30 protein-coding genes and 2 tRNA genes are annotated in these 25,331 nt (G+C 59.4%); 13 read left to right on the forward strand and 19 right to left on the reverse strand.

Translation table 11 applies throughout. The features are described 5' to 3' along the window. Positions 1 to 11 precede the first annotated feature (11 nt). The 7 genes from ftsY (at position 12) to rsfS (ending at position 4,378) form a co-directional block, all read left to right on the forward strand. Positions 12 to 878, forward strand: a complete 867-nt coding sequence (gene ftsY, locus B5F12_RS02395; RefSeq protein WP_087229700.1) for a signal recognition particle-docking protein FtsY — start codon at positions 12 to 14, stop codon at positions 876 to 878. Beyond that, complete coding sequence (locus B5F12_RS02400) at positions 878 to 1,084, forward strand: hypothetical protein (protein WP_087229704.1); 207 nt, start codon at positions 878 to 880, stop codon at positions 1,082 to 1,084. Before ftsY ends, B5F12_RS02400 begins: the two co-directional genes overlap by 1 nt. A 19-nt stretch (positions 1,085 to 1,103) precedes the next feature. Further along, the gene (rph, locus tag B5F12_RS02405; RefSeq protein ID WP_087229707.1) at positions 1,104 to 1,820 is read left to right on the forward strand and encodes a ribonuclease PH; all 717 of its coding nucleotides are present in this window, start codon (positions 1,104 to 1,106) and stop codon (positions 1,818 to 1,820) included. 3 nt (positions 1,821 to 1,823) lie between these two features. Beyond that, positions 1,824 to 2,414, forward strand: a complete 591-nt coding sequence (locus B5F12_RS02410; RefSeq protein ID WP_087229710.1) for an XTP/dITP diphosphatase — start codon at positions 1,824 to 1,826, stop codon at positions 2,412 to 2,414. 12 nt (positions 2,415 to 2,426) lie between these two features. Continuing rightward, positions 2,427 to 2,732, forward strand: a complete 306-nt coding sequence (yhbY, locus tag B5F12_RS02415) for a ribosome assembly RNA-binding protein YhbY (RefSeq protein WP_087229713.1) — start codon at positions 2,427 to 2,429, stop codon at positions 2,730 to 2,732. Positions 2,733 to 2,783: 51 nt separating this feature from the next. Further along, complete coding sequence (gene yqeK / locus B5F12_RS02420; protein ID WP_087229716.1) at positions 2,784 to 3,965, forward strand: bis(5'-nucleosyl)-tetraphosphatase (symmetrical) YqeK; 1,182 nt, start codon at positions 2,784 to 2,786, stop codon at positions 3,963 to 3,965. Positions 3,966 to 4,027: 62 nt separating this feature from the next. Then, entirely contained in the window at positions 4,028 to 4,378 is a 351-nt protein-coding gene (rsfS, locus tag B5F12_RS02425; RefSeq protein WP_087229719.1) for a ribosome silencing factor, read from the forward strand. A gap of 65 nt (positions 4,379 to 4,443) precedes the next feature. Here the strand turns inward: rsfS and rbr are convergent, their stop codons facing one another. After that, the gene (gene rbr / locus B5F12_RS02430) at positions 4,444 to 4,977 is read right to left on the reverse strand and encodes a rubrerythrin (RefSeq protein WP_087229723.1); all 534 of its coding nucleotides are present in this window, start codon (positions 4,975 to 4,977) and stop codon (positions 4,444 to 4,446) included. 144 nt (positions 4,978 to 5,121) lie between these two features. Here rbr and B5F12_RS02435 point away from each other — a divergent pair, with 144 nt between their 5' ends. Beyond that, a complete protein-coding gene (locus B5F12_RS02435) occupies positions 5,122 to 5,505 on the forward strand; it encodes a hypothetical protein (RefSeq protein ID WP_143482308.1) in 384 nt (127 codons plus the stop codon). 44 nt (positions 5,506 to 5,549) lie between these two features. Here the strand turns inward: B5F12_RS02435 and B5F12_RS02440 are convergent, their stop codons facing one another. The 17 genes from B5F12_RS02440 to ylxM all read right to left on the reverse strand — a co-directional run bounded on the left by B5F12_RS02440 (position 5,550) and on the right by ylxM (position 18,412). Next, a complete protein-coding gene (locus B5F12_RS02440; RefSeq protein ID WP_087229730.1) occupies positions 5,550 to 6,704 on the reverse strand; it encodes a bifunctional histidine phosphatase family protein/GNAT family N-acetyltransferase in 1,155 nt (384 codons plus the stop codon). 31 nt (positions 6,705 to 6,735) lie between these two features. Continuing rightward, on the reverse strand, positions 6,736 to 7,653 hold the full coding sequence (locus tag B5F12_RS02445; protein ID WP_087229733.1) for a dihydroorotate dehydrogenase: 918 nt from the start codon (positions 7,651 to 7,653) through the stop codon (positions 6,736 to 6,738). After that, on the reverse strand, positions 7,646 to 8,416 hold the full coding sequence (locus tag B5F12_RS02450) for a dihydroorotate dehydrogenase electron transfer subunit (protein ID WP_087229736.1): 771 nt from the start codon (positions 8,414 to 8,416) through the stop codon (positions 7,646 to 7,648). Before B5F12_RS02450 ends, B5F12_RS02445 begins: the two co-directional genes overlap by 8 nt. Before the next feature lie 20 nt (positions 8,417 to 8,436). Continuing rightward, positions 8,437 to 9,360 carry an orotidine-5'-phosphate decarboxylase gene (gene pyrF / locus B5F12_RS02455; RefSeq protein ID WP_087229740.1) on the reverse strand — a complete coding sequence of 308 codons (924 nt, stop codon included), beginning with the start codon at positions 9,358 to 9,360 and terminating at the stop codon, positions 8,437 to 8,439. Next, positions 9,350 to 10,645, reverse strand: coding sequence for a dihydroorotase (locus tag B5F12_RS02460; protein WP_087229743.1), 1,296 nt, complete (start codon positions 10,643 to 10,645; stop codon positions 9,350 to 9,352). The genes pyrF and B5F12_RS02460 overlap by 11 nt, the downstream gene beginning before the upstream one ends. A 230-nt stretch (positions 10,646 to 10,875) precedes the next feature. Further along, positions 10,876 to 11,217, reverse strand: a complete 342-nt coding sequence (locus B5F12_RS02465) for an ASCH domain-containing protein (RefSeq protein WP_087229746.1) — start codon at positions 11,215 to 11,217, stop codon at positions 10,876 to 10,878. A gap of 70 nt (positions 11,218 to 11,287) precedes the next feature. Next, positions 11,288 to 11,364, reverse strand: a tRNA-Arg gene (locus B5F12_RS02470). A gap of 14 nt (positions 11,365 to 11,378) precedes the next feature. Then, positions 11,379 to 11,454 (reverse strand) — tRNA-Thr (locus B5F12_RS02475). A gap of 435 nt (positions 11,455 to 11,889) precedes the next feature. Beyond that, the gene (locus tag B5F12_RS02480) at positions 11,890 to 12,630 is read right to left on the reverse strand and encodes an SH3 domain-containing protein (RefSeq protein ID WP_087229749.1); all 741 of its coding nucleotides are present in this window, start codon (positions 12,628 to 12,630) and stop codon (positions 11,890 to 11,892) included. An 83-nt stretch (positions 12,631 to 12,713) separates the two neighbouring features. Continuing rightward, positions 12,714 to 13,571, reverse strand: a complete 858-nt coding sequence (gene rsmA / locus B5F12_RS02485) for a 16S rRNA (adenine(1518)-N(6)/adenine(1519)-N(6))-dimethyltransferase RsmA (protein WP_087229752.1) — start codon at positions 13,569 to 13,571, stop codon at positions 12,714 to 12,716. Then, positions 13,562 to 14,377 (reverse strand): hypothetical protein, encoded by an 816-nt coding sequence (locus B5F12_RS02490; protein ID WP_087229755.1) that lies wholly within the window; start codon positions 14,375 to 14,377, stop codon positions 13,562 to 13,564. Before B5F12_RS02490 ends, rsmA begins: the two co-directional genes overlap by 10 nt. Positions 14,378 to 14,395: 18 nt before the next feature. Continuing rightward, positions 14,396 to 15,586, reverse strand: coding sequence for a tRNA (guanosine(37)-N1)-methyltransferase TrmD (gene trmD / locus B5F12_RS12305; protein WP_087229758.1), 1,191 nt, complete (start codon positions 15,584 to 15,586; stop codon positions 14,396 to 14,398). 5 nt (positions 15,587 to 15,591) lie between these two features. After that, positions 15,592 to 16,077: a ribosome maturation factor RimM gene (gene rimM, locus B5F12_RS02500; protein WP_087229761.1), complete on the reverse strand. Its 486-nt coding sequence runs from the start codon at positions 16,075 to 16,077 to the stop codon at positions 15,592 to 15,594. A gap of 66 nt (positions 16,078 to 16,143) precedes the next feature. Next, positions 16,144 to 16,374 carry a KH domain-containing protein gene (locus tag B5F12_RS02505; RefSeq protein ID WP_162607922.1) on the reverse strand — a complete coding sequence of 77 codons (231 nt, stop codon included), beginning with the start codon at positions 16,372 to 16,374 and terminating at the stop codon, positions 16,144 to 16,146. A gap of 20 nt (positions 16,375 to 16,394) precedes the next feature. Beyond that, positions 16,395 to 16,631 carry a 30S ribosomal protein S16 gene (gene rpsP, locus B5F12_RS02510; protein WP_087229767.1) on the reverse strand — a complete coding sequence of 79 codons (237 nt, stop codon included), beginning with the start codon at positions 16,629 to 16,631 and terminating at the stop codon, positions 16,395 to 16,397. 65 nt (positions 16,632 to 16,696) lie between these two features. Further along, positions 16,697 to 18,037 carry a signal recognition particle protein gene (gene ffh, locus B5F12_RS02515; RefSeq protein ID WP_087229770.1) on the reverse strand — a complete coding sequence of 447 codons (1,341 nt, stop codon included), beginning with the start codon at positions 18,035 to 18,037 and terminating at the stop codon, positions 16,697 to 16,699. 3 nt (positions 18,038 to 18,040) lie between these two features. Then, the gene (ylxM, locus tag B5F12_RS02520; protein WP_087229773.1) at positions 18,041 to 18,412 is read right to left on the reverse strand and encodes a YlxM family DNA-binding protein; all 372 of its coding nucleotides are present in this window, start codon (positions 18,410 to 18,412) and stop codon (positions 18,041 to 18,043) included. 260 nt (positions 18,413 to 18,672) lie between these two features. Between ylxM and B5F12_RS02525 the strand changes: the two genes are divergently transcribed. From B5F12_RS02525 to folD, 4 genes are read left to right on the forward strand one after another with little or no spacing between them, the layout of a single operon-like run. After that, the gene (locus B5F12_RS02525) at positions 18,673 to 19,956 is read left to right on the forward strand and encodes a pitrilysin family protein (protein WP_087229777.1); all 1,284 of its coding nucleotides are present in this window, start codon (positions 18,673 to 18,675) and stop codon (positions 19,954 to 19,956) included. A gap of 1 nt (position 19,957) precedes the next feature. Next, positions 19,958 to 21,253 carry a pitrilysin family protein gene (locus B5F12_RS02530; RefSeq protein WP_087229780.1) on the forward strand — a complete coding sequence of 432 codons (1,296 nt, stop codon included), beginning with the start codon at positions 19,958 to 19,960 and terminating at the stop codon, positions 21,251 to 21,253. A gap of 2 nt (positions 21,254 to 21,255) precedes the next feature. Then, positions 21,256 to 22,179, forward strand: coding sequence for a prolipoprotein diacylglyceryl transferase (gene lgt / locus B5F12_RS02535; protein ID WP_087229825.1), 924 nt, complete (start codon positions 21,256 to 21,258; stop codon positions 22,177 to 22,179). Further along, positions 22,169 to 23,008, forward strand: coding sequence for a bifunctional methylenetetrahydrofolate dehydrogenase/methenyltetrahydrofolate cyclohydrolase FolD (gene folD, locus B5F12_RS02540; protein WP_087229783.1), 840 nt, complete (start codon positions 22,169 to 22,171; stop codon positions 23,006 to 23,008). The genes lgt and folD overlap by 11 nt, the downstream gene beginning before the upstream one ends. A 34-nt stretch (positions 23,009 to 23,042) precedes the next feature. Here folD and nth read toward each other — a convergent pair whose 3' ends face one another. Then, positions 23,043 to 23,681, reverse strand: a complete 639-nt coding sequence (nth, locus tag B5F12_RS02545; RefSeq protein ID WP_087229786.1) for an endonuclease III — start codon at positions 23,679 to 23,681, stop codon at positions 23,043 to 23,045. 309 nt (positions 23,682 to 23,990) lie between these two features. Here nth and B5F12_RS02550 point away from each other — a divergent pair, with 309 nt between their 5' ends. Beyond that, complete coding sequence (locus B5F12_RS02550) at positions 23,991 to 25,235, forward strand: IS110 family transposase (protein WP_087229789.1); 1,245 nt, start codon at positions 23,991 to 23,993, stop codon at positions 25,233 to 25,235. Positions 25,236 to 25,331 lie beyond the last annotated feature (96 nt).

Below are 25,331 nucleotides of genomic sequence, written 5' to 3' on the forward strand. Positions count from 1 at the left end.
GGTGACCAAACATGGGTTTTTTTGATAAAATCAGAAAGATCGGAATTTTCAATGGCTTTTCCAAACTGGATGACGACTTCTACGATGAGTTGGAGGAGTCTCTGGTCATGGCGGACATGGGAGCGGAGACCACCATGGAGGCTGTGGAGGAGCTCAAGCAGCGCTGCAAGCGCAATAAGATCAAGGACACCGATGGGGCCAAGGCCTGCATGAAGGAAATTCTGGCCGAAATCCTCACGGTGGGCGACCCCCGGGTGGATATGAGCCGCACCCCCGCTGTGGTGCTGTTCATCGGTGTCAACGGTGTGGGCAAGACCACCTCCATTGGCAAGCTGGCCGCCCGCTGGAAGGGCGAGGGCAAGCGGGTGCTGCTGTGCGCCGGAGATACCTTCCGGGCCGCTGCCGCCGATCAGCTCACCATCTGGTCGGAGCGGGCCGGGGTGGACATCATCAAGCAGCACGAGGGGGCAGACCCCGCCGCTGTGGTGTATGATGCCATGAGCGCCGCCAAGGCCCGAAAGACCGATGTGGTGCTGGTGGACACCGCCGGACGTCTGCACAACAAGCAGAACCTGATGAACGAGCTGAATAAGATTTCCCGGGTCATTGACCGGGAGTGCCCAGACGCCAGCCGGGAGACCCTGCTGGTGCTGGATGCCACCACCGGACAGAATGGCCTCATCCAGGCCAAACAGTTTGGGGAGAGCGCAGGCATTACCGGCATTGTCCTCACCAAGCTGGACGGTACCGCCAAGGGCGGCATCGTCATCGCCATTGCCAAGGAGCTGGGGGTGCCGGTGAAGTACGTGGGCGTCGGCGAGCAGGTGGGAGACCTGCAGCCCTTTGACGCCAAGGCGTTTGTGGAGGCGCTGCTGTAATGACTTGGTTGATGGTAAGTCTGCTGGTAGCAGTGTACGGCGTGTGGTATGCCGTCAATCCCCGCCCCTATTTGCAGCGTCGTATGAAGCGGAAGGACGTGCCAGAGCAGTCGGTGCGCACCGCCCGCATGGTGGGAATTGTCCTGGCTGTGCTGGGCATTGGCGTGGCCGTGGTTCAGGCCGTGAACCTGGGCCTTGTGGGTTAAATGTAAGGAGGAGAAAGATATGACTCGTTTGGATGGAAGAGCGGTGGACCAGCTCAGAGACATTCACATTGAAACCAATTTTGTCAAATTCCCCGAGGGCAGCGTCCTCATCACCTGTGGCAACACCAAGGTGCTGTGCTGCGCCAGCGTGGAGATGACTGCCCCTCGGCACGTGGCTGAGGGCACCGGCTGGGTGACAGCGGAGTACTCCATGCTGCCCCGGGCCAACCGGGAGCGGTCCCGGCGGGACGTGTCCAAGCTGAAGCTGTCCCCCCGCTCGGCGGAGATTCAGCGGCTCATTGGCCGTTCCCTTCGGGCTGCGGTGGATTTGACCATGCTGCCCGACATGACCATCACCGTGGACTGTGATGTGTTGCAGGGGGACGGCGGCACCCGTACCGCCAGCGTCACCGGCGGCTTTTTGGCCCTGGCCATGGCGTGCAACAAGCTGGTGGCCGACGGAGTGCTGCCCGCCTCTCCCGTAAAACACTATGTGGCCGCCATCTCTGCGGGCATCGTGGACAACGTGCCCATGCTGGACCTGTGCTATGAGGAGGACTCCTCGGCCATGGTGGACCTGAACTGTGTGATGAACGAGCAGGGCGAGCTGGTGGAGCTGCAGGGTACCGGAGAGGGCCGGGCGTTCACCATTGCCGAGCAGCAGCAGCTGGTGGCTCTGTGTCAGAAGGGCATTGAGGAGCTCATTGCACGTCAGAAAGAGATTTTGGAGGGTTGAGGCATGAAATTGGTATTGGCCAGCCAAAATGAGAAAAAACTCAAAGAGATGAACGACATTCTCTCTCAGCTGAGCATTGAGGTGTGCCTCCAGTCCCAGCTGGGGGTCCATGTAGACGTGGAGGAGACCGGGGAGACCTTTGAGGACAACTCCCTGCTCAAGGCAAAAGCGGTGATGGAGGCCACAGGAATGCCCGCCATCGCCGATGACTCGGGCCTGTGTGTGGACGCTCTGGGGGGAGCCCCCGGGGTGTACTCCGCCCGGTACGGCGGACCTGGTCTGGACGATGCGGGTCGGTACCGCCTGCTGCTGGAGAATATGCGGGGCCAGACGCCCCGCACCGCCAAATTCGTCTCGGTGATCACCTGCTGTTTTCCGAATGGGGACGTGATCACCGCCCGGGGGGAGTGCCCCGGCACCATCGCCTATGCGCCCCAGGGCGAGGGCGGGTTCGGGTATGACCCCGTGTTCTTCCTGCCCCAGCGGAAAAAGACCTTTGCCCAGCTGACGGCGGAGGAGAAAAATGAGATCTCCCACCGGGGCCGTGCTCTGGCCCTGTTCCAGGAGAAGCTGAAAGAATATTTAAACAAATAAAGGAGTTCAAATATGGATTTGACAAGCAAGCAACGGGCCCAGCTGCGTGGGCTGGCCAACAACATCGACACCATCCTGCACATCGGCAAGGACGGCATTGGAGACAACCTCATCCGCCAGGCGGACGACGCCTTGGAGGCTCGCGAGCTCATCAAGGGTAAGGTGCTGGAAAACTCCATGCTCTCCGCCCGGGAGGGCGCCGAGGAGCTGGCTCGTGCCACCCGCAGCCAAGTGGTGCAGGTCATCGGCACCAAGTTTGTGCTGTACCGGGAGACCCACAGCAAGGAGAAGGACAAGCGCATCAAATTGGTCAAGTAAACTCCGGTTGACATAGAGATCATTCAAATGGGAAAGGAATGTGATGGGAAGATGAGAATCGGCATTTACGGCGGAAGCTTCAATCCCCCGCATCTGGGCCACATGGCCGCAGCCCGGGCTGCCATAGACAGCCTGAACCTGGACCGGCTGGTGTTGGTGCCCAACCGTCAACCTCCCCATAAGCAGCTGCCCCCCGGCAGCCCTACCCCGCAGCAGCGCATGGCCATGACCGCAATGACAGCGGACCAGCTGGGTCCCAAGGCAGAGGTATGGGACGTGGAGCTCAGGCGGGAGGGAAAGAGCTATACCGTGGACACCCTGGAGCAGGCAGTGGAGCGGTGGCCAGAGGATGAGCTGTGGCTGCTTATGGGCTCGGACATGTTCCTCTCCCTGGAGGACTGGCATCTTCCCCGGCGTATCATGGAACTGGCGGGCATCTGTGCCTTTGCCCGCACCCGGGAGGACATGGACCGCTGCCATACCCATTGTGCAACCCTGACCCAGCGCTATAACGCCCGGGTTCAGGTGATTGAGATTCCCGATCTGCGGGAGGTCTCCTCCACCCAGATTCGCAGCCAGCTGCCCCAGGGTGAGGGGATGCAACATCTCTCCCAGCAGGTATACGGCTATATCCTGCGGGAGCACCTCTATCACACCCATGCCAATCTGGCCCAACTGTCGGTGGAGGAACTGCGGTGCGTGTCCAACTCCATGGTCAAGGCCAAGCGCCTGGCCCACATCAAGGGAACCGAGGAGGAGGCGGTGCAGCTGGCACGCCGCTGGGGCGCCGATGTGGATCAGATGCGCCGGGCGGGGATTCTCCACGACTGCACCAAGTATTTCCCCCTGGAGCAGCACCTGGCCATCTGTGACCGGTATGGGTTCCCCTTGGACGAGATGGAGCGCAGATCGGAAAAGCTGCTTCACTCCAAGAGCGGGGCGGCCCTGGCCCAGCATGTCTTTGGGCAGGAGCAGGCTGTGGTCCAGGCCATCTCCTACCACACCACCGGGCGGGCCAACATGACCCTGGAAGAGATGATTCTCTACATGGCCGACTATATCGAGCCCAACCGGGTCTTTGAGGGTGTGGAGAAGATGCGAGAGCTGGCCTACCGGGACTTGAAGGCGGCCATGCTCATGGGCGTGGAGATGTCCATGGAGGACATGCGGGAGCGCAACCAGCCCATTCACTGCAATACCCTGGAGGCCTACAACTGGCTGAAAGAAACTTGAGAACCGGACACCCCTGAGGGGTGTCTGTGAAAGGAGAAATATCATTGTTAACTTCAAAGGAAATGATCGCACTGGCCGTTCGGGCCCTGGACGCCAAGAAGGGCAAGGACATTAAGGTGCTCTACACCGCCGACCAGACCACCCTGGCCGATTACTTCGTCATCTGCACCGGTACCTCCAACACCCAGGTCAAGGCTCTGTCCGATGCTGTGGAGGACGCCATGACCAAGGCAGGGGAGGAGCCCCACCACGTGGAGGGGCACCGGGGCGGCCAGTGGACCCTGCTGGACTACTCCGCCATTGTGGTCCACGTGTTTACCGAGGAGGCCCGGGAGTTCTACGCGCTGGAGCGCCTGTGGTCCGACGCCACCCCCGTGGACCTGGAGGAGTATCTCATCAAGCCGGAAGCTTGATGTTACGGACAAAAAATTCCCCTGTGCTGCAAAGCACAGGGGAATTTTTGCAATTGACGGATCAATTAGTAGTTCATGCAGCGGCGCTCAAAGTAGGCCTGGGGATGAGCGCACACGGGGCAGACCTGGGGAGCATCGTTGCCCACGTGGACGTGGCCGCAGTTGCGGCAGATCCACACGGTCTGCTCACCGGCGGAGAAGACCATGTCGTTCTCCAGGTTGGCCAGCAGCTTCAGGTAGCGCTCCTCGTGCTCCTTCTCGATGACGGCGACCCCTTCGAACAGAGCGGCGATGCGGTCGAAGCCCTCCTCACGGGCGGTCTCGGCCATCTCCTTATACATGGTCACCCACTCGTAGTTCTCACCCTCGGCGGCAGCCTTCAGGTTTTCACGGGTGTTACCAATGCCGCCCAGCTCCTTGAACCAGATCTTGGCGTGCTCCTTCTCGTTGTTGGCAGTCTCGGTAAACAGAGCGGAGATCTGCTCATAACCCTCCTTCTTTGCCTTGCTGGCGAAGTAGGTGTATTTGTTGCGTGCCTGGCTCTCACCGGCAAATGCTGCCCACAGATTGGCCTCGGTCTTGCTTCCCTTGAGTTCCATATTGTTACCTCCTTTAAGTGACGCTCATAGGATGAGCTTTTTCTCATGATACTACACAGATAGCTGGGAAGCAAGAAAAAATTTCTTAATTATTTTTCAATTTTTATCCCATACTTCTAGTATCACGAAAAGGAGTGTGAGGATATGAAACGCAGACTATCTGTTTTCTTGTTGGTGGTAATGGCCACGTTTGTATTTGCCGGATGTTCGTCCAACGATCCGGTGAAAACAACGCCTGAGGCGGTGCCTGCCACCCAGGTGCCCAACGACGCCGATCAGGGGGGCGGAGCCGGAGGCACCAACGATGAAAACAACGACGGCACACCGGATTCCACCCCGGACCCGGATGAGCGGGTGGAGGACGGCTTGGACGACATCAAGCAGGACGTGGAGAACGGGGTAGACGACGTGAAAGACGACGTGGAGCAGGGCGTAGATGACGTGAAACGGGGCATTGACGATGCCGCCGACAAGGCCCAAGATGAGATGAACGGCATGAAAGACGAGGCCAGCGAGTCCATGAAATAAAACAAGCAGCTGCCAGGGGGGTGCCTTGGCAGCTGCTTTCTGTCTTATTGATAGCTGATGTACTTTTCCATGGTGTCCAGCACGCCGGTGCCTCCGGGCTCTTCGCCAATCTTATGGAAGTCATGGCGGAGATAGAAGGACTTGGCCCGCTGGTTCTCCGGCGCGCAGCGGAGTAGAAGACGCTTGCGGCCCAACTTTCGGTAGCAGGAGATGGCCTGGCCCAACATCTGTACCCCCAGGCCCTTGGAACGGTAGGGGGGGAGCATACAGAAGAAGGGAATGCGGCCCACGCCCTCCTCTGCCTGTTGTTGCCAGTCCATTTGCAGAATCCCGGCGGGCTCGTCGCCCAGCAGAGCAACCAGAACACTCTCCGGGGCGTACTCGGAATTTTTCTTCATCACGTCCAGGAAGGCGGCGCCGTTAAAGTGGTCCATGGTGCCGTGGCTGGTCATCCAGGCCTCTTCCCGAGCCTGCTGATACAGGGCCTCCTCTTCGGGCAGCTGCAAGGGGCGGAACCGTAGACTGTTGTGCCGCATGGCATCCAGCATGTCGGACCCAGAGTTGTCCTTGGGGTGGATGCGGTTGGCCAGATCACCCAGGTGGCTGTTGTCGTTGTAGTAGCAGATATTCACCTGGTCGTCCTGAAACTGGAGTTTGGCCACACAGGTGTTGTCACCCAGAGGCATGTAGCCCATCTCCTCTACAGGGACGCCCAGCCAGCCGGAGATTCCGGCCCGGATGGCGCTGCCGTGGGAGAATACCGCCACCGTCTGATCGGGGTGGGAGGCGGCAATGCTGGTGATGGCGCACATCATGCGCTCCTGGACGCCGGGGAAGGTCTCGCTGCCATCCACGTGCCACTGGGGATCGCAGAGGAGGAACTGGCGGAGGCTCTCCGGCTCGGCGTGGAGAATCTCGCCCCAGCTGTGGTCTTCCCAGCACCCTGCCCCCACTTCCCGCAGGTCCGCGTCCACACACAGCGGCAAGCCCCGGGACAGACAGATGGCCTTGGAGGTATCCATGGTGCGGGTCAGGTCGCTGGAGTAGACGGCGTCCACGTGGACGTTTTCAAAACGCTTGGCGAGGGCCTGAACCTGACGGTAGCCCAGGGGAGTGAGCAGGCCATCGTACCAGCCGTGACAACGGCGGTACAGATTGCCCTCCGCCTGGGCATGACGGATGAGATAAATTGTGGTCATGTTGGTTGTTCTCTCTTCTCTCGTCAGGAAATTACCAGGGGCGCACGCCGCCAGTGAGTTGGGCGATGGACTCCAGGCCTTGCGCCTGGGCCAGCTCCTTCAGACCGTTCCGCACCTTCACAGGGGTGTAGGGGTCAGCGAAGCAGGCGGTGCCCACCGCCACAGCGGAGGCGCCGGCCAGCATCAGCTGGGCGGCATCGTCGGCCTTGGACACGCCGCCCATGCCCAGAATGGGCAGATTCACAGCCTGGGCCACTTCCCAGACCATGCGCACGGCCACGGGGAGCACGGCGGGGCCGGACAGACCACCGGTGTTCATTTTCAGAATGGGGCGGCGGGTGTTGATGTCAATGCGCATGCCACGCAGGGTGTTGATCAGGGAGAGGGCGTCGGCCCCAGCGTCTGCCACGGCCCGAGCGATCTCGGTGATGTCGGTGACATTGGGGGAGAGCTTCACCATCACGGGGACGGTGGAGTGGGACTTGGCCATGTGGGTGACCTCAGCGGCCAGCTCGGGCTTGGTGCCGTAGGCCAGCCCGCCGGCCTTGACGTTGGGGCAGGAGATGTTCACCTCGATCATATCTACGCCAGCGGCAGACAGCTTCTCGCACATCTCGCCGTACTCCTCGGGGGTGTTGCCGGAGATGTTGGCGATGACCTTCACGTCATACTGACGCAGGAAGGGCAGCTCTTCGGCGATAAAGGCGTCCACGCCGGGGTTTTGCAGGCCCACGGAGTTGAGAATGCCCATGGGGGTCTCTGCAATGCGGGGGGCGGGATTGCCCTCCCGGCGTTGGGCGGTGAGGCCCTTGACACAGATGCCGCCCAGCTCGGACAGATCGTAGAACTGGCCGTACTCCCGGCCGAAGCCGAAGGTACCGGAGGCCACCACAACGGGGTTTTTCAGTTCCACACCGGCCAAATTGACCTTCATGCAGGGTTCAGTCATCCCAGGACACCTCCTTGGAGTCAAATACAGGTCCGTCTTTACACACGTGCTTCTGGTGTCCGTCCGCGCTCTTGCAGGCGCAGACCAGGCAGGCACCCACGCCGCAGCCCATACGCTCCTCCATGGAGACCTGGCAGGGCACGCCCATGGCCTCAGCCACCTTGGCTACCGAGCGGAGCATGGGCTTGGGACCGCAGGCCAGCACGGCGGTGTAGTCGGAATTGCGCTCCAGCTCCTCCCGCACCAGGGCGTCCACAAAACCGTGGTGGCCCATGGAGCCGTCGTCGGTGGCCACGCGCACCTGGCCGCAGCAGGTGGCAAACTCCTCCACCAGCATGGCGTTGCCCTGGGAGCGGAAGCCCAGAATGGCGGTGTTGTTTACTCCGGCGTGCTTGGCGCAGCCCAGCATGGGAGGCACGCCGATGCCGCCGCCCACCAGCAGGTAGCGGCCCTGGGGCTCCATCTGGAAGCCGTGGCCCAGGGGGCCCAGCACATCCAGCTCTTCGCCCACCTGGCGCTGAGCCAGCCAGCGGGTGCCCTCACCCCGGGCCTCAAAGACCATGCGGATGAGGTCTCCTTCCACAGACCAGCTGCAAATGGAGATGGGGCGGCGCAGCAGCAGACCTTCCCCACAGCGCACGTGGACAAACTGTCCGGGACGGGTGATCTGGGCGGCCATGCCGTGGCTCTGGAAGGTCATGGACACACCACCGGAGGGGAGGTGTACGGCCTCCACGATGGTGCAGCGTTGTTCTACAGTCATATCTCTCTCCCTCTCTTGGCTTAGCGCACGGTGATGTATTCCTTCAGCTCATCCCGCATCTTCTCAGCGGCGGCACGAGCGGCCTCCTGGTAGTCCAGACCGTTGTTGTCGGTCTTTTTCCAGGCGCACATGATGGAGCGGGAGGCGTTGATGATGGCGCCGCGGCCCAGCTCGTCAAAGGCGTTGCGCACGTCCTCGGCAGTGCCGCCCTGAGCGCCGTAGCCGGGGACCAGGAAGAAAGTTTTGGGCAGACGGCGGCGCAGTTCCTTGAGCACGGAGGGGTGAGTGGCGCCCACCACAGCGCCCAGAGCCTGATAGCCGCAGGCACCCTCGGTGTCCTTGCCCCAGCGCTCGATGAGGTCGCCCATGACGGTGTACACCACACGGTCACCGGCCACCATGTCCTGGAGCTCCACAGAGGAGGGATTGGAGGTCTTGGCCAGCACGAAGGCGGACTTGTTGCGGGCCACGCACTCCTTGAGGAAGGGCTTGATGGCGTCAGAGCCCATGTAGCCGTTGAGGGTTACACAGTCGGCGTCGAAGGCGGAGAGGTTGGCGCTGCCCACCTGGGTGGTGCCCAGCCAGCCCTCGGCGTAGGCGGTGGCGGTGGTGCCGATGTCGCCCCGCTTGATGTCGGCGATGACGTACAGACCCTTGCTCTTGGCGTAGGCCATCACGTCCTCCATCACCTTCATGCCACGCCAGCCCAGCATCTCAAAATAGGCGGCCTGGGGCTTGACGGCGGGGACCACGTCACAGAGGGCGTCAATGAGACCGCAGTCGAACTCGGCCACCGCCTCAGCGGCGGCTTCCAGGGTCTCGCCCAGACGGTCGGTGTGCTTTTTCAGAATGTGAGGGGGAATGTACTCCACACGGGCGTCCAGACCGGCCACGGTGGGGTTGGCTTTCTCACGGATCTTTTCCTGCAAAACATCAAATGACATCTCTTTCATCCTCCTGATAAATGATCTGACCCATCGAAATGGTGTATTTCACTTTGCCTTTCAGCTGGAAACCGTGGAAGGGGGTGTTACGGCCCTTGGATGCGAAGGTGTCCCGGTTCACCGTCCAGACCTGGTCGGGGTCGAAGAGCACCAAATCCGCAGGACGGCCCTCCTGGAGGGTGCCGCCGGGCAGCCGGAGCAGGGAGGCAGGGGTGGTGCTCATGCGGTCGATCACCTTCATCAGGGACATGTGCCCGGCATGATAGAGGTAGGTGAGGGCGAGGCCCAGAGAGGTCTCCAGACCCACCATGCCACTGGGGGCTTTCTCCAGAGGCTGGGCCTTTTCCCAGGCGCAATGGGGGGCGTGGTCGGTGACAATGGCATCAATGGTGCCGTCCTTCAGGCCCTCCAGAATGGCGGCCCGGTCCGCTGCCGTTCTCAGCGGGGGATTGACTCGGGCCATGGTGCCCTGGCGCAGCACCTCTTCCTCGGTGAGAATGAAGTACTGGGGGCAGGTCTCACAGGTGACGGCCACACCCTCCGCCTTGGCTCGGCGGATGATGTTCACAGTGCCAGCAGTGGAGATGTGGCAGATGTGCACCCGGGCTCCGGTTTCCTTGGCCAGCATCACATCCCGCATCACCTGCAATTCCTCGGCGATGGCGGGGCGACCGGGGAGGCCCAACTGGCGGGAGACCACACCCTCATTGACGGCGTAGTTGCGCACCATGTCCTTATCTTCGCAGTGGTCCAGAATGGGCAGACCCAAGGTGCGGGCCTGCTGCATGGCCTGGCGCAGCAGAGCCAGGTTCTGGACGGGTACGCCGTCGTCGGTGAAGGCGGGTACGCCCGCTTTCCAAAGGGCCTGGAAGTCGGTGAGAGCTTCGCCCTTCTGGCCCTGGGTGACAGCGCCAGCGGGATAGACGTGGATACCCGTGTGGGCGGCCTTCTCCTTCACCAGGGCGACCACTTCGGGGCAGTCGGTAGCAGGGCGGGTGTTGGGCATGGCCACCAGGGTGGTCACGCCGCCACGGGCGGCGGCAGCGCACCCGGTGGCAATGGTCTCTTTATCTTCCTGGCCGGGCTCTCGCAGGTGGACGTGGAGGTCCACCAGGCCGGGGGCAACCACCAGACCGCTGGCGTCCAGTGTGGAGCAGTGCTCCTCGGGGGTGGTCAGGGATTCGCCCACAGCGGAAATCCGTCCGTTGTCAATCAATATATCACAGATTTGATTCAGGCCGGTGGAGGGGTCAACCACATGTCCACCTTTCACCAGTAATTTCAAATTTCTCACTCCTCATGTTACTTCTACTTATATATTCGGCCTATTATACACGAAATAGCAGCAAGATGCAATTCGTAATTGCAAAAAAGTATGCCATCAATCCCAAAAAAGTGAAGTGAAACACAGGGTGAAACAGGGCGGGACTGCCAAGATGAGGTACGAAAACGACAAAAAAGGCATCTGAAAAAACAGATGCCTTTGCAAAGAGCTTGCCATTGAGCTTCGAGAACTTACAGTGGCTTGAACTTGATTACCACACAGCCGTATGTTTCTTCCTTCTCCTTGGACCACCAGCCCCGATAGGTGTCTTGAACCAGTTGTTCCACCGTAATTCCTCGGTCTGCAAAATCCTCTTCCCAGAAATCCTGATAGCAGGTTTTGAAGTCTCCATAAATGTGCAGGCTTTCCACCAGTACGGTGACCCGTTTGTTGGACTCCGTGTTATAAAATGTGATGGTGTCTCCGGGGCGGATGTTTTGCCGTTTCTCATCATATAAACGGTACTTCCGACGCTTTTGCCCGGATTTGACGGTTTCAAAATTTTCGGGGTACAGCCCCATTTCGTGATTCATATGATCCACCTTCACCTTCTGAATGGGATGAAAAAACAAGAATCTCGAATGCAATCGCATTCGAGATTCTTGGTACGGCTGGAGGGATTCGAACCCCCGACCTTTTGGTTCGTAGCCAAACACTCTATCCAGCTGAGCTACAGCCGCATATGAAAAGCTTTTGGAGCTGGTGACGTGACTTGAACACGCGACCTGCTGATTACGAATCAGCTGCTCTACCAACTGAGCTACACCAGCATTCCTGTCGTGCCTTCGTGGCAGAGGCGAGGCTCAAAAGCTTGATTATCTTACCACGGGGATGGACATTTGTCAACCCTATTTTTCAAAATTCCCAGAGATGATTTTCCGGTGTCGTGAAAAACAAAAAAGTTGCCTCCTCCATCGTGGGCGAGATGGAGGAGGCATGGTTTTCAAAAGAGAGAGGGAGGAGTTGTCATTTCTGATACTGTTAGGATACCACATCCCAGATTGTGTGAGTGGATATTCTTTGAAGTTTTTTTGAAGAAACTGTGAATAACCCCTCAGACCTGATCTTGGGGCGGTGGGGGCATGGAACTAGAGGGCTTGTAAGCCAGAGCTTGCAGGAGGCTCCAGGCTGGCATAGCCTGGTCGGGGTAATCCAGCTGTATCCAGACATGTTCCGGTGGTATGCAAAATTCGGAGGAATGGGTCTCAAACCAGTGTGATGAAATCTGCGCTTGCATATCCTTCTGTCCCGTCAAAGGAAACCAGGTACCAGTCCTGCCACTGGTTGAGGATGGTCAAGATGGCCCCGTCATAGGCCTTGGCAATGACAGGGGCGGACAGGGAAGGGCGGGAACGGATGTTCAGGTGCCCCCAACTCACGTCCACCACCCCCTGACGAGGGGCGTTGGGGGCCAGGAAGGGAATTTGGAAGTATTCCGCCAGGGCCTGGACGATGGTCCGGGCGATGAGGTCCAGATTGGTCTGCACCCACACGGCGTCATCCAGGTTGTCATGGTAGCCCAGCTCCAAAAAGACGGAGGGGGCCCGGGTGAGCCGGACCTCTCCAATGGTACGGGTAGGCTCCACCCGCACTTTGTCCGGTAAGGGGTAGATCTCCCGCAGATGGTCGGCCATAATGGTGGCGGCTTTGGTGCCCTGGACGCTGCCCGGGTAATGGAACACCAGGACACCTCGGTTCTGGCCATATTCTCCCTCTGGGGAGGCATTGGAGTGCAGCGCCAGGTGTAGGTCGTAGTTTCCTGCATTGGAGGCCCGGATGGAGGACGCAGCCGTCATATCCGGGGTGTTTCGGCTGTATCGAATCCCGGTGGCCTCCAGGTATGGAATCATGGCATCGGCAAGGCGGTTCATCCACTCCTCTTCGCTGCCGCCGTTGACGTATAAGTTATTCTCCTGGGTGGAGGGAGATAGATAAATGATAGGCATGATGTTACCTCCTTCATCCCAGTGTATGCCCCAAAGGGCAAAGTGACCGCCCTTCCCGGGAAAAGGCCGGGAAGGGCTGCGTGTTACATATGAGAGTATAGGGTGTGGGCCAGACGGGAGAACTCCTCCAGGCCCAGCTGCTCGCCACGGACTGTCTCTGCAAATCCGCACTCGGTCAGCACATCTCTCAGCTGCTCTTTGGACAGCTGGCTGCCGTAGGCCGAGGACAGGGCATTGAGAAGGGTCTTTCTCCGCTGGGCGAAGGCGGCCCGGATGACGGAGAACAGCTGCTTGGGGGGGCAGTCCACCGGGGGAGTGTCCCGCAGGGTCATGCCGATCACCGCCGAGGTCACCTTGGGGGCGGGGAGGAAGCACTGGGCAGGCACCTCGAAGAGGTACTCGCACACGGCGTGGTACTGGCAGAACAGGGAGAAGGCCCCGAAGTCCGAGGTGCCGGGCTGGGCACAGATGCGCTTGGCCACCTCCCGCTGAATCATCACCGTGACCCGGCGGAAACAGCCGCTCTCCAGCAGCAGGGTGATGACGGGGGTGGTGATGTTGTAGGGCAGATTGGCGCAGGCCATGGGGGTGAGCCCCTGGAACTTCTCCTCTACCAGTTGGGGGATGTTCAGCTTCATCACGTCGCCGGGGACGATCTCCACGTTGTCATAGCCGCCTACGGTCTCCTCCAAAATGGGGAGCAGGGAGCGGTCCAGCTCCACTGATACCACTTTGCCCGCCTGTTGGGCCAGCTGCACGGTGAGGGGGCCAATACCGGGGCCGATCTCCAGCACGCCGCAGCTCTCATCCAGCTGGGCGCTGTGGGCGATGTCTCGGGGCACCCAGTCCTCAATGAGAAAATTTTGGCCCATAGACTTGGAAAAGTGGAATCCGTGGCGGGCCAACAGGGCTTTAATATCAGAAAGATTGGTCAAATCCATGATGTGTTCTCCTTTGTCAACAGGGCTGTGCCGATGGCGGTGGCGCAATCGGCATGGGGCGCGATGACATAGTTGGGGGCGTAGAATTGCGTGAAGACCTGAAAGCGGGCCTTGGCCTGGGGGAGCCGGGTCAGCGCCCCCAGCAGCACCACGTCAGATACCTGGTGGGCCCCGCAGGCCAGCATGGCCATGGTGCCGGTGCACTCCAAAACCAGGTTCAACAGCCCGGCGGACCAGTCCGCCCGGGTGGAGTCGGGGGAGGCCTTGGCCAGATTGGAGGAGGTGAGGCTGGGGTCTAAGGTCTCCGAACCCTCAAACAGATCTCCAATGCGCAGATCCACCTGCCCCAAATCGCCCTCATTGGCCAGCTGAAACAGCTCATCCGGGGTGTGGACCCCTAGAAGGCCTCGCCCCAGGCCCATGAGGGTGCCGCCCCCAATGCCTGTGCCGCCCAGGTGGGTGTAAGCGCCGTTGCGGGCCAGAACAAAGGTGGTGCCCGTGCCCATGTTCACCACCAGGGCATCGTCCCTCCCGGACAGAAAGCAGCCGCCGCAGCCGATGGCGTCCAGCTCGGACACGGTGCACAGGGGCAGACCCATAGTATCTGCCCCACAGCGGGAGCCGTTGAGCCCAGTGACTGCCACATGGGTGATGGGAAGGGAGCGGATACCAGAGTGCTCCAGGGCCTGCTGGAGGGTGTGGGCGCTGGTGTCGCAGTTGGATTGATAGTAGGTGGTACAGATGCGGTCTCCGTCCAGTACCGCCAGTTTCACGGCGCTGGTTCCGGCATCAATGCCCAAAATCATGGCAGGCACCTCCCTTTGTTATTTCAGACGCAGCTCGTAGGCCACCCGGCGTGCACCTTGGTGCTCCAGGTTTCCACGATACTGAAAATTCACGGCCTTCATGTGGGCCAGCAGTTCCTTGTCCTTCTTGCTCACGGCCATGCGCAGCCAGGGGCTGCCCGCCTGTCTGGCCAGCGCCTCGGCCTGTTCCAGCAGCTTGTCCACCAGGTCGGTGTGGAGGAGGGCAGGGTCCTGGCCGTGGAGGGTGAGGAGCATGCTGCGCTCCGGGGCAGACCACTTGCCGTCCTGAATGCCCAAATCCTCCTCTGCCTCCAGGGGGTTGAGGGAGAAGCAAGCTGCTGGCTCCGGCCCGTGACACAGCAGGTAGCTGTGAGGGGGCATAGCGTCGGTGTGGGGCCAGGGAATGGAGGCCCACAGCTCCGGTGTGGCCGGGACGGTATAGACGGGATGGGGGAGGGGGCGGAGCAGTTCCTCCGCCCGGATTTCTGCCAGCAGCTTCTGGTCCTCCTTGGAGGATAGGTCCAGCTGGGCGTACAGGTCAGGGCGGCGGTCCCGGGTGCGGAGAATGGATTGCTTACGCCGCCAACGTTCCACCTTCTTGTGGTCTCCGCAGGTGAGCACCTTGGGTACCTCCATGCCGTGCCACTGGGCGGGGCGGGAGTACTGGGGGTATTCCAACATGCCGTTCCAGTGGCTCTCGTCCTCAAAACAGGCGTCATGGGAGAGAACCCCAGGGATGAGGCGGCACACAGCGTCTGCCACCGCCATGGCGGCGATCTCACCGCCGGTGAGGACAAAATCCCCCAGGGAGATCTCCTCGTCCACATACGCGTCAATGAACCGCTGATCAATGCCCTCGTAGTGGCCGCACACCAGAATCAGGTGATCGTACTCCCGGGCCAGACGGCGGGCGTCCTCCTGGGTGAAGGTCTTGCCGCAGGGGGAGAGATAGATGGTGTGGGGGCGGCACTGGCTCTCCTGGCGGATGTGGTCCCAGCACTGGTAAAGTGGGTCTGCCTGGAGAATGGCCCCCTGGCCGCCGCCATAGGGGTAATCATCCACCTGCTTTTGCTTGTTTTTGGTGTAGTCCCGAATCTGATGGGTGAGAATGCGGATGTAGTCCCGTTCCTGGGCACGGCCCAAAATGGACTCGCTGAGCACGTCCCCCACAGTGTCAGGGAACAGGGTCATAATATCAATGTGATACATGCCTCTCACATCCCCTCAATGAGGCGAACCTTGATATAACCCCCGTCCACATTGGTCTCCAGAATAAACTCCGGCACGGCGGGGATGAGAATTTGACGCTCCCCTTCCACCACATACACCTGCTGGCGGGAGGGGGAGAGAATGTCTTTCAGAGTGCCCAGCTTGCCGCCGTCCTCGTCCACCACGTCCAGGCCGATGATATCGGCCAGGAAGAAGGTGCCCTCAGGCAGGTTGGCGTCCTCTCGACGGATGTGCACCACCTTGTTTTTCAGCAGCATGGCGGTGTTTACGTCGGACACACCCTCCAGCTGAGCGATGACGCTGTTTTTGTGGACCCGGGCATTCAAAACCTTCACCGGCTTGCCGTCGATATACAGGGTGGAGAACTGGCAGAGAAAATCGGCGCTGTCCGCCCAGGGGACGATTTTCACCTCACCGCGAATGCCGTGGGTGTTGACGATTTGGCCGCACTCCAGATAGGGATGGATCATAATCGGTTCACCTCTTTGTGTCAAAATCAAAAAGGCGGGGGCTTGCCCCCGCCTTAAGCGGCTGTATCAGTCGATGATGTCAACGGATACCTTTTTGCCCTGACGCTGGGCAACCGAGCGCATCAGCGCCCGAATCTCCTTGGCGATGCGGCCCTGACGGCCGATCACCTTGCCCATGTCCTCAGCGGCTACACGCAGTTCCAAAACAGTCTCTGCGGGAGTCTCGTGCTCGGTCACAGAAACCTGGTCCGGATGCTCCACCAGGTTTTGGGCAATATAAGTGAGCAATTCCTTCATGAGGACCTCCAATCGCGCGCTTACAGGCCAGCCTTCTTCAGCAGGTCACGCACGGTGTCGGTGGGCTGAGCGCCGGTCTTGATCCAAGCCTGAGCACGCTCCACGTCGATGTTGACGGCAGCGGGATTCTGGCGGGGATCATAGGTGCCCAGCTCCTCGATGAAACGACCATCCCGGGGATAGCGGGAATCGGCAACCACAACGCGGTAGAAGGGAGCCTTCTTAGCACCCATACGACGCAGTCTGATCTTAACCATTGTATCTTCACCTCCATAGATTCTAGCATGTATATGGCAATGTCCGTGGGGGACAGAAACCAACCTTAAAAGGGCAACCCCATGCCTTTGATGCGGCTGAGCAGGCCTTTGGCCTTCTTGGGATTGGAGAACTGGCGGGTGAGCATCTGAATCGCCTCAAACTGCTTGAGCAGGCGATTGACGTCCACCACCTGGGTGCCGGACCCGGCGGCAATGCGCTTTTTCCGGCTGGAGTTGAGCACGGAGGGATTCTCCCGCTCATAGGGGGTCATGGACTGGATGATAGCCTCGATCTTGCTCAGACCGGCCTCGTCCACATTGAAGTCCAGCTTTTTGCCGTTCATGCCCGGGAGCATGGCGGCAATGTCCTGCATGGAGCCCATCTTTTTCACCTGCACCAGCTGGTCATAAAAGTCAGCCAGGGTGAACTTGTTTTTGCGCAGGCGCTCCATCTGCTCGGCGGCCTTTTTGGCGTCCAGGCTCTGCTCGGCCTTCTCAATGAGGGAGAGCACGTCGCCCATGCCCAAAATACGGCTGGCCATGCGGTCGGGGTGGAACACCTCGATGTTGTCCAGCTTCTCGCCGGTACCGGCAAACTTGATGGGCTTGCCAGTGACGGCTCGGATGGACAGAGCAGCGCCGCCTCGGGCGTCGCCGTCCAGCTTGGTGAGCATGACGCCGTCAATGTCCAGAGCATCGTCGAAGGCCTTAGCGGCGTTCACGGCGTCCTGACCGATCATGGCGTCCACCACCAGCAGAATCTCAGTGGGGTTGACGGCAGCCTTCACAGCCTTTAGCTCATCCATGAGCTCCTGGTCAATGTGCAGGCGGCCGGCGGTATCCAAGAACACCATGTCGTTGCCATGTTTTTTGGCATGCTCCACGGCGGCTTTGGCAATGTCAACGGGGTTGGTCTGCCCCATCTGGAAGACCGGGATGTCCAGCTGCTCACCCACCACTTCCAACTGCCGGATGGCGGCGGGGCGGTAGATGTCACAGGCGGCCAGCAGGGGGCGCTTGCCCTGCTTTTTCATCAATCCGGCCAGTTTGGCGCCGTTGGTGGTTTTACCTGCACCCTGCAAGCCCACCAGCATGATCACGGTGGGAGGGGCAGAGGCGATGGCCAACTTGCTGTCCCCGCCGCCCATGAGAGCGGTGAGCTCCTCATTGACGATCTTGATGATCATCTGGGCGGGGGTGAGGGACTCCAGCACGTCGGTGCCTACGGCACGCTCGGTGACAGAAGCCACAAAGTTCTTGACCACCTTAAAGTTGACGTCCGCCTCCAAAAGAGCCATTTTGATCTCTTTCATGGCGACCTTCACGTCCGCCTCGCTAATGCGGCCCTTGCCACGCAGGCGTCGGAAGGTGGCGGAGAGTTTTTCCGTTAAGCTTTCAAATGCCATAGCTTACTCCTGTTTGAGTTTGGCGGTGTGTTCCTTAATACTCAGGGCGATCTCCTCCAGGGTAGAGGCGGTACAGGACCCGGCTCGCACAGCCTGGAGCAGTCGGTCAGCCGCTTCGTCAATGGCCAGCAGTTCTTTCTGGCTCTGGTGGAAGCGGCGGATGAGGTGAGTTTTCTCCTCAATCTCGTCCATGGCGGCCTCTGCCCGGACAATCACGTCCCGGACACCCTGGCGGGAAATGCCGTAGTTCTCGGCGATCTCGGACAGGGACAGGTCGTCGTTGTAGTAGAGATCGAAGAACTCTTTCTGACGATCGGTGAGCAGATCACCATAAAAATCATAGAGCATCGACATGCGGTACGCCTGATTTTTCATGGTGAGCACCTCCTTGACCGCGGGTTGTAAAGCAGACGAACTTTACAATGGATACTATACCATAGCCATCTCGGGCTGTCAAGGGAAAACACTTTCCATATACCTGGACAAATACAACAAAAATAACCTCCCCTCAAAAGTGTGGTTGTGGATTTTGCTGCAATGAAACGTGTGGAAAGGGGTGTGGCTGTTTTTATAGTGGAAAGATGGAGAAAATGATGTATAATATGCGTACTGAAATTCCCTGAAGGAGGAACGGTATGGAGCGATTCCACAAAACCCTGGCTGACGGGGTAGAGTTGGTCATGACTCGGACCAACCAGTTCAAAACCGGCGTATTCAGCGTGACGCTGACGGTGCCCCTGCGGGCGGACACCGCCACGGCCTACGCTTTAATTCCCGATGTCCTGTACCGGGGCAGTCGGAACCATCCCAACATGGAGAGCCTGTCCGCTGCCACGGACGAGCTCTACGGCGCATCCCTGGGCCCTGCGGTCCGTCAGCGGGGAGAGAGCCAGTGCGTGGGATTCCAGTGCAGCTTTATTGACGATCACTATGCCCTGGACGGTATGGCAGTGTTGGAGCCTGCCTTTGCCCTGGTGGGGGAGATTCTGCTGGACCCCTACACCGAGGACGGGGTGTTTTCCCAGGATTTTGTGGCCAGCGAGGGGGCCAATCTGGCCGACCGCATTGCCGCCCGGGTCAACGACAAGCGGGGCTGGTCCATCTTCCGGCTGGTACAGGAGATGTGCGCCCAAGAGGCCTATGCGGTGGACAAGCTGGGGGATGCCCAGACCGCCTGCAGCATGACGGCCCAGGCGCTGTGGGACCATTATCGGACTCTGCTCCGGACCAGCCGTGTTACTTTTTATTATGGTGGTTCTGCCGATGTGGAGCGGGTGGAGCAAGCCATTGCCCGCTCCTTTGCTCCGCTGCTCTCTGCCAGACAGGCTCCGGTGGTGTGCCAGGTGGTGGATCGTCCCCAGAGCGGTGAGGTGCGGGAGGTCACCGATGTGATGGACGTCACCCAGGGCAAGTTGGCCTTGGGCTTCCGCACCGGCGGGGTGGTGGTGAACCATCCCCAGTTTGCAGCGCTGCTGGTGTGCAACGCCCTGTACGGCGGAACTGCCCACTCCAAGCTATTTACCAATGTGCGGGAGAAGATGAGCCTTTGCTATTTCGCCTCCTCCATGCTGGATAAGGTGAAGGGGCTGATGGTGGTGTCCTCGGGGGTGGAGTTTGCCAAGTTCGGCGTGGCCAAGGAGGCCATTCTGGCCCAGCTGGATGCCGTTCGTCAAGGGGACTTTACCCAGGAGGAGCTGGAAGCCGCCATCCGCTCGGTGGTCAACGCCTTGGTCAGCCGCAAAGACAGCCAGGGCTTAATGGAGGACGACGGGGTGTCCACGGCACTGTCTGGGGGAGACCCCACCCGCCCGGACGAGCTGGCCCAGCAGGTGGAGCAGGTCACCCATGCCGATGTGGTGGCGGTGGCCCAAATGCTGGCGCTGGACACCATCTATTATCTCACGGGGGAGGAGGGCTGACATGGAACTGCGGGAATATCAGTTGCTGGGCGAGAAGATTCATCGACACCGCCTGGAAAATGGGCTGGAGATTCTGGTGGATGTGCGGCCGGAATACGCCAAGCAATTCGCCTTTTTTGCCACCCGTTACGGTGGCATGCACCTGCGCTTTCACAATGAGGACGGGCACTGGGTGGACACCCCGGCGGGAGTGGCCCACTTCCTGGAGCACAAGATGTTTGACTCCGAGGAGGGCAATGTGCTGCAAATCATGGCCGCCAACGGGGCGGTGGACAATGCCTTTACCGCTGCGGCCATCACGGGCTACTATTTTGAATGTACCCGGGGCTTTGAGGAAAACCTGCGCACTTTGCTGAGCTTTGTCACCACTCCTTTTTTCACAGAGGAGAGCGTGGCCAAAGAGCAGGGCATCATTGCTCAGGAAATCCGCATGTGCCTGGACGACTCGGACGTGGAAGTGTACTACCAGCTCATGGAGGCCATGTATCAAAACCACCCGGTGCGGGTGCGAGTGGCAGGCAGCGAGGCATCCATTGCCCAGATCACCCCGGAGGTGCTGTACCGCTGTCATGAGGCCTTTTACCGCCCGGATAACATGGTGCTGTGCGTGGCGGGCTCTGTGGACCCCCAGCGGGTGGTGGAGCTGGCCCGGGAGATTGTGACCCACACCGGAGGTGGCGTGGGCCAGGCAGACTTGGGGCAGAAGGAACCGGTCCAGGTGGCCCAGTCCTACGTGCAGCGGGAGATGCCGGTGTCCGTGCCGGTGTTCGAGTTGGGCGTGAAGGGAACCCCTGCCCCGGAGGGGCAGGAACTGCGCCAGCAGCTGGTGGGAGAACTGGTGTGCGACGTGCTCTTTGGCGCCTCTGCGCCCCTGTATACCAAGCTGTATGAGGAGGGACTCATCAACAGCAGCTTCGGCGGAGACTACGAGTCGGTGCCGGGATGTGCCTACCTCATGGCAGGCGGCGAGAGCCGGGACCCCAAGGCGGTACGGGATGCCGTGCTGGCCGAGGCCCAGCGGCTGTGCCGGGAGGGTCTGGACCCGGAGCTGTGGGAGCGCCTGAAAAAGGCCGCCTATGGCAGCATGGTGCGGCGGCTCAACTCCCTGGAGGACACCTGCATTGAGTTGGCCCAGAACTATTTCCGGGGTGAGGAGTATCTGAATTTCCCCCAGTGTTTCCAGAGCATTGAGTGGGCGGACGCCAGAGCGATGCTGGAGCAGTGGTGTGTGCCCGAGCGGGTGGCCCTGTCGGTGGTGTGCCCGGTGGGTACAGGCGATCAGGAAAGGTGGGATTGATCGTGGTCAATACGGTGTCGTTTCCCGGCCTGGGCCTGGAATTTACCCTCAACCGGGTGGCGCTGAACCTGTTTGGTAAGGACATCTATTGGTATGGCGTCATTATCGCCTTTGGATTTCTGCTGGCGGTGTTTTACTGTACGAAAAAGGCTGCCAGCTTGGGCGTGGACAGTGAAAAACTCATTGATATGTTGTTTTTCGCTGTGCCTCTGGCCATCATCGGGGCCAGAGCTTACTATTTAATTTTCTATTTGTCTCAGTTTCGCGCCGCAGACGGCCCCTTTGACTGGGGACGGGCCATTGCCATCCGGGACGGCGGCCTGGCCATCTACGGCGGTGTGATTGCAGCGGTGATCACCGTGGCGGTGTACTGCAAGGTGCGCCACCAGTCCTTTTGGAACTATGCGGATGTGGGCTGTTATGGGCTGCTTATTGGCCAGGCCATTGGCCGCTGGGGCAACTTTGTCAATGTGGAGGCCTACGGCGGCTTGACCACGCTGCCTTGGCGCATGTGCTCCACCTCCATTGCCAATGAGCTGATGGACAAGGGCCTGCTGGAGTCCCAGGAGGCATATCAGAGTATTTTGGACGGCACCCTGGGCGTACACCCCACCTTCCTCTATGAATCTCTGTGGAATGTGCTGGGCTTTGTGCTCTTGGTGCTGCTGGCTCGGAAGGGTCGGAAATTTGACGGACAGATTTTCCTGTCCTATGTGGCATGGTACGGCATTGGCCGTGCCATCATTGAAGGAATGCGCACCGACAGCCTGTATTTCTTTGGTACCGGGCTGCGCACGTCTCAACTGGTGGGAATTATTTCTGCGGTGGCCGCCATCATCATCATGGTGATTCAATGGAAGCGGGGGAAGGGTGTTACGCCGCCCCTGACTGCGGCCGGGAAGGAGCAAGAAGAACATGGCAATTAAGATGGATGGCCTGGCTCTGGCCAAAAAGTTAAAGGAACAGGCCAGGGAGGAGGCGGCACAGCTGCGGCGCAGACCGGGCCTTGCGGTCATTATCGTGGGGGACAATCCTGCCTCCCGGGTATACGTCAACAGCAAGCGTAAGGACTGCGAGGAGTGCGGTTATTACAGCGAGGAGTACGCCCTGCCGGAGACCAGCACCCAGCAGGAACTGCTGGACCTTATCGGTGAGCTGAACCGCCGGGAGGACATCGACGGTATTCTGGTACAGCTACCTCTGCCCCGGGGCTTCTGTGAGGAAGAGGTGTTGCTGGCCATTGATCCCGGCAAGGATGTGGACTGTTTCCACCCCTATAACGTGGGAAAGCTCACCATCGGTCAGCCGGTATTCCAACCCTGTACCCCCGGCGGTGTTATGGAGCTGTTGAAGGAGTACCACATTGACCCCACCGGTAAGCGGTGCGTAGTGCTGGGGCGCTCCAACATTGTGGGTAAGCCCATGGCAATGCTGCTGCTCCACGCCCATGGCACTGTCACCGTCTGCCATTCCCGTACCCCGGATATGAAAGAGATCGCCGCCACGGCGGACATTCTGGTCTCTGCTGTAGGTCAGGTGGGCCTGGTCACCGGGGATATGGTGAAGGAGGGAGCGGTGGTCATCGACGTGGCCATGAACCGCAACGCCGAAGGTAAGCTGTGCGGCGATGTGGTGGTGGAGGAAGTGGAGCCCAAGGCCTCCTATCTCACCCCCGTGCCCGGCGGCGTGGGCCCCATGACCCGGGCCATGCTCATGCTGAACACCTTGACCGCGGCCAAAAACCATTTGAAATGAAGCAAGCCCCGCCGATCTCGGCGGGGCTTGTTGCTTACAATTTAGCGGCGTAGTCACACACGGGAGCCAAGGGGCACATGCCGCACTTGGCCTGGCGGGCGGTGCAGATAGCCCGGCCATGGAGCACCAGGCGGTGGCAGAAGTCGTTGGACTCCTCTGGGGGAAGAATTTCCCGCAGCTGCTTTTCCACTTTGCCGGGGTCCTTGGTGCCATCGGTGAGGCCCAGACGTCCGGAAATGCGGATGCAGTGGGTGTCTGCCACCACCACACCTGGGGTGTGGAACACATCACCCAAAATCAGATTGGCGGTCTTGCGCCCCACGCCGGGCAGCGCCACCAGCTCCTCCATGGTGCCGGGGACCTTTCCGCCGTGTTGGGATAGGAGCATCTGGGCGCACAGCACCAGGTCCCGGCTCTTGGCCCGGAAGAATCCGCAGGAGTGGATGTATTCTCCCACTTCCTCCACGTCTGCCTGGGCGAAGGCCTCCAGGGTGGGGAAGCGGGCAAAGAGGGCGGGGGTGACTTGGTTGACCCGCTCATCGGTGCACTGGGCAGAGAGCCGCACTGCAAAGAGCAATTCATAGTCTTTCTTATATTGCAGCGAGCAGATGCCGTCGGGATAGAGCTGCTTGAGTCCATCCACCATGGCACGGACTTGCTGGGGAGTTTTCATATGTATGACCATTCCTTTCCGCTGCGCTCCAAGGCACCAAAGGGAATGAAACACGGTATCTCTGACGCAGCAAGTAAAAATTTGTTAAACTGTACTTGAGGGAGCAGGCACACTACAGAGCACGTGGAGGTAAGTAGGCTCAGCAGTGGCTGGACTGAATATGTATGTGTGCCGGACGCTCTTTCAAGCACCAATGAGTAGGGCAAAGAACCCTGTAACCTTATCTTTGGAGAGACGGACTACTTCAATCTTTCAGTGAGTGTCCAGTCCCTGCCTGTTCCCTCAAATACTGTTTCGAGGGGATGTGTTATGCTTAAAATCGTTTACCGCATCTGCTGCGGGATGGATGTCCACAAGTCCTTCGTTGTTGCCTGTATCGCTTCTACCAATGAGCAGGGTGTGACGACCTACAAGCGCAAGCGGTTCTCCACATTTACCGGAGATTTGCGACGGTGCGCAGCTTGGCTGGCCCAGAATAATTGCAAAGATGTGTGCATGGAATCCACGGGGAAATATTGGATTCCTATTTACAATGTTTTGGAGTCCTCCTGCAATATTGTTCTTGCTCATCCCAAGTATGTGAAAGCGATTCGAGGTAAGAAAACGGACAAGCGGGACGCCAAGTGGATTGCTGACATCTTCAAGCACGACCTTGTCGCTGGGAGCTTTATCCCTCCAGCGGATATTCGCCAGCTTCGGGATTTGGTACGTTACCGCTGGAAACTCACCAACTTTACCACCGGTGAAAAAAACCGGGCGCAAAACTGTCTGACTGTCTCTAACTTCAAACTTGACGATGTGTTCTCGAATGTGTTCGGCAAGGCAGCCTCTGCGATTACAACCAGAATTTTGGAAAATCCAGCGGAGAAAATCACGGATGTTTCCGGTTTCCGAACCAAAGGTATGAAGGCAACTGACGAGCAAGTGCTCGCTGCCGTGGACGGAGAGATGTGTGAAGAACAGGCTGAAAAGCTCCGCATCATCCGTTTCCACATGGACAGTCTGGAACGGTGCAAGCTCAATCTGGAATCCCTGATCCTGTCCACCGCTGAGAAGTACCTTCCCCAGCTCAACCTTGTTATGTCGGTGCCGGGTATCCAATCCTTTGCCGCTATCGGCATCATCTCGGAAATCGGAGTGGATATGTCCGTGTTCCCCACCTCGAAGCACCTGTGCTCCTGGGCTGGTCTTACGCCGCAGAACAACGAGAGTGCCGGGAAGAAGAAAACCACCAGAATCGGCCGGGCCGGAGCTTACATCAAGCCGCTACTTGTTCAGTGCGCTCTCTGCGCCATTCGTGCCAAGCAGTTCCCGGAGGTCCGCAATCGCTATCTCGCACTCAAGAAACGCCGGGGCCACAAAAAAGCCATCATTGCCATTGCCAGGATGCTTCTAACGGCAATCTACAACATACTCAAGAAGAACGAGCCGTACAATTCGGAGCTCTACCGCAAGAGCGATCGCCCACCTGCACACCGTGAGGTTTCTGTTGAAGAGGCCATCTTCATCCTCCAGAGACAGGGTTACCTTGTGGCTGCTCCACTTACTGTTTAGATTTTAAGCATAAGTTCAGTTTTTGCCCGCTTTTAGGGGGCTTGGGTTTTTACGCCCTTTTTCGAAATGGTACTTACATTACAATGTTTCAACCTT

Source organism: Pseudoflavonifractor sp. An176, from assembly GCF_002160435.1.
Lineage (GTDB): Bacteria > Bacillota > Clostridia > Oscillospirales > Oscillospiraceae > Enterenecus > Enterenecus faecium.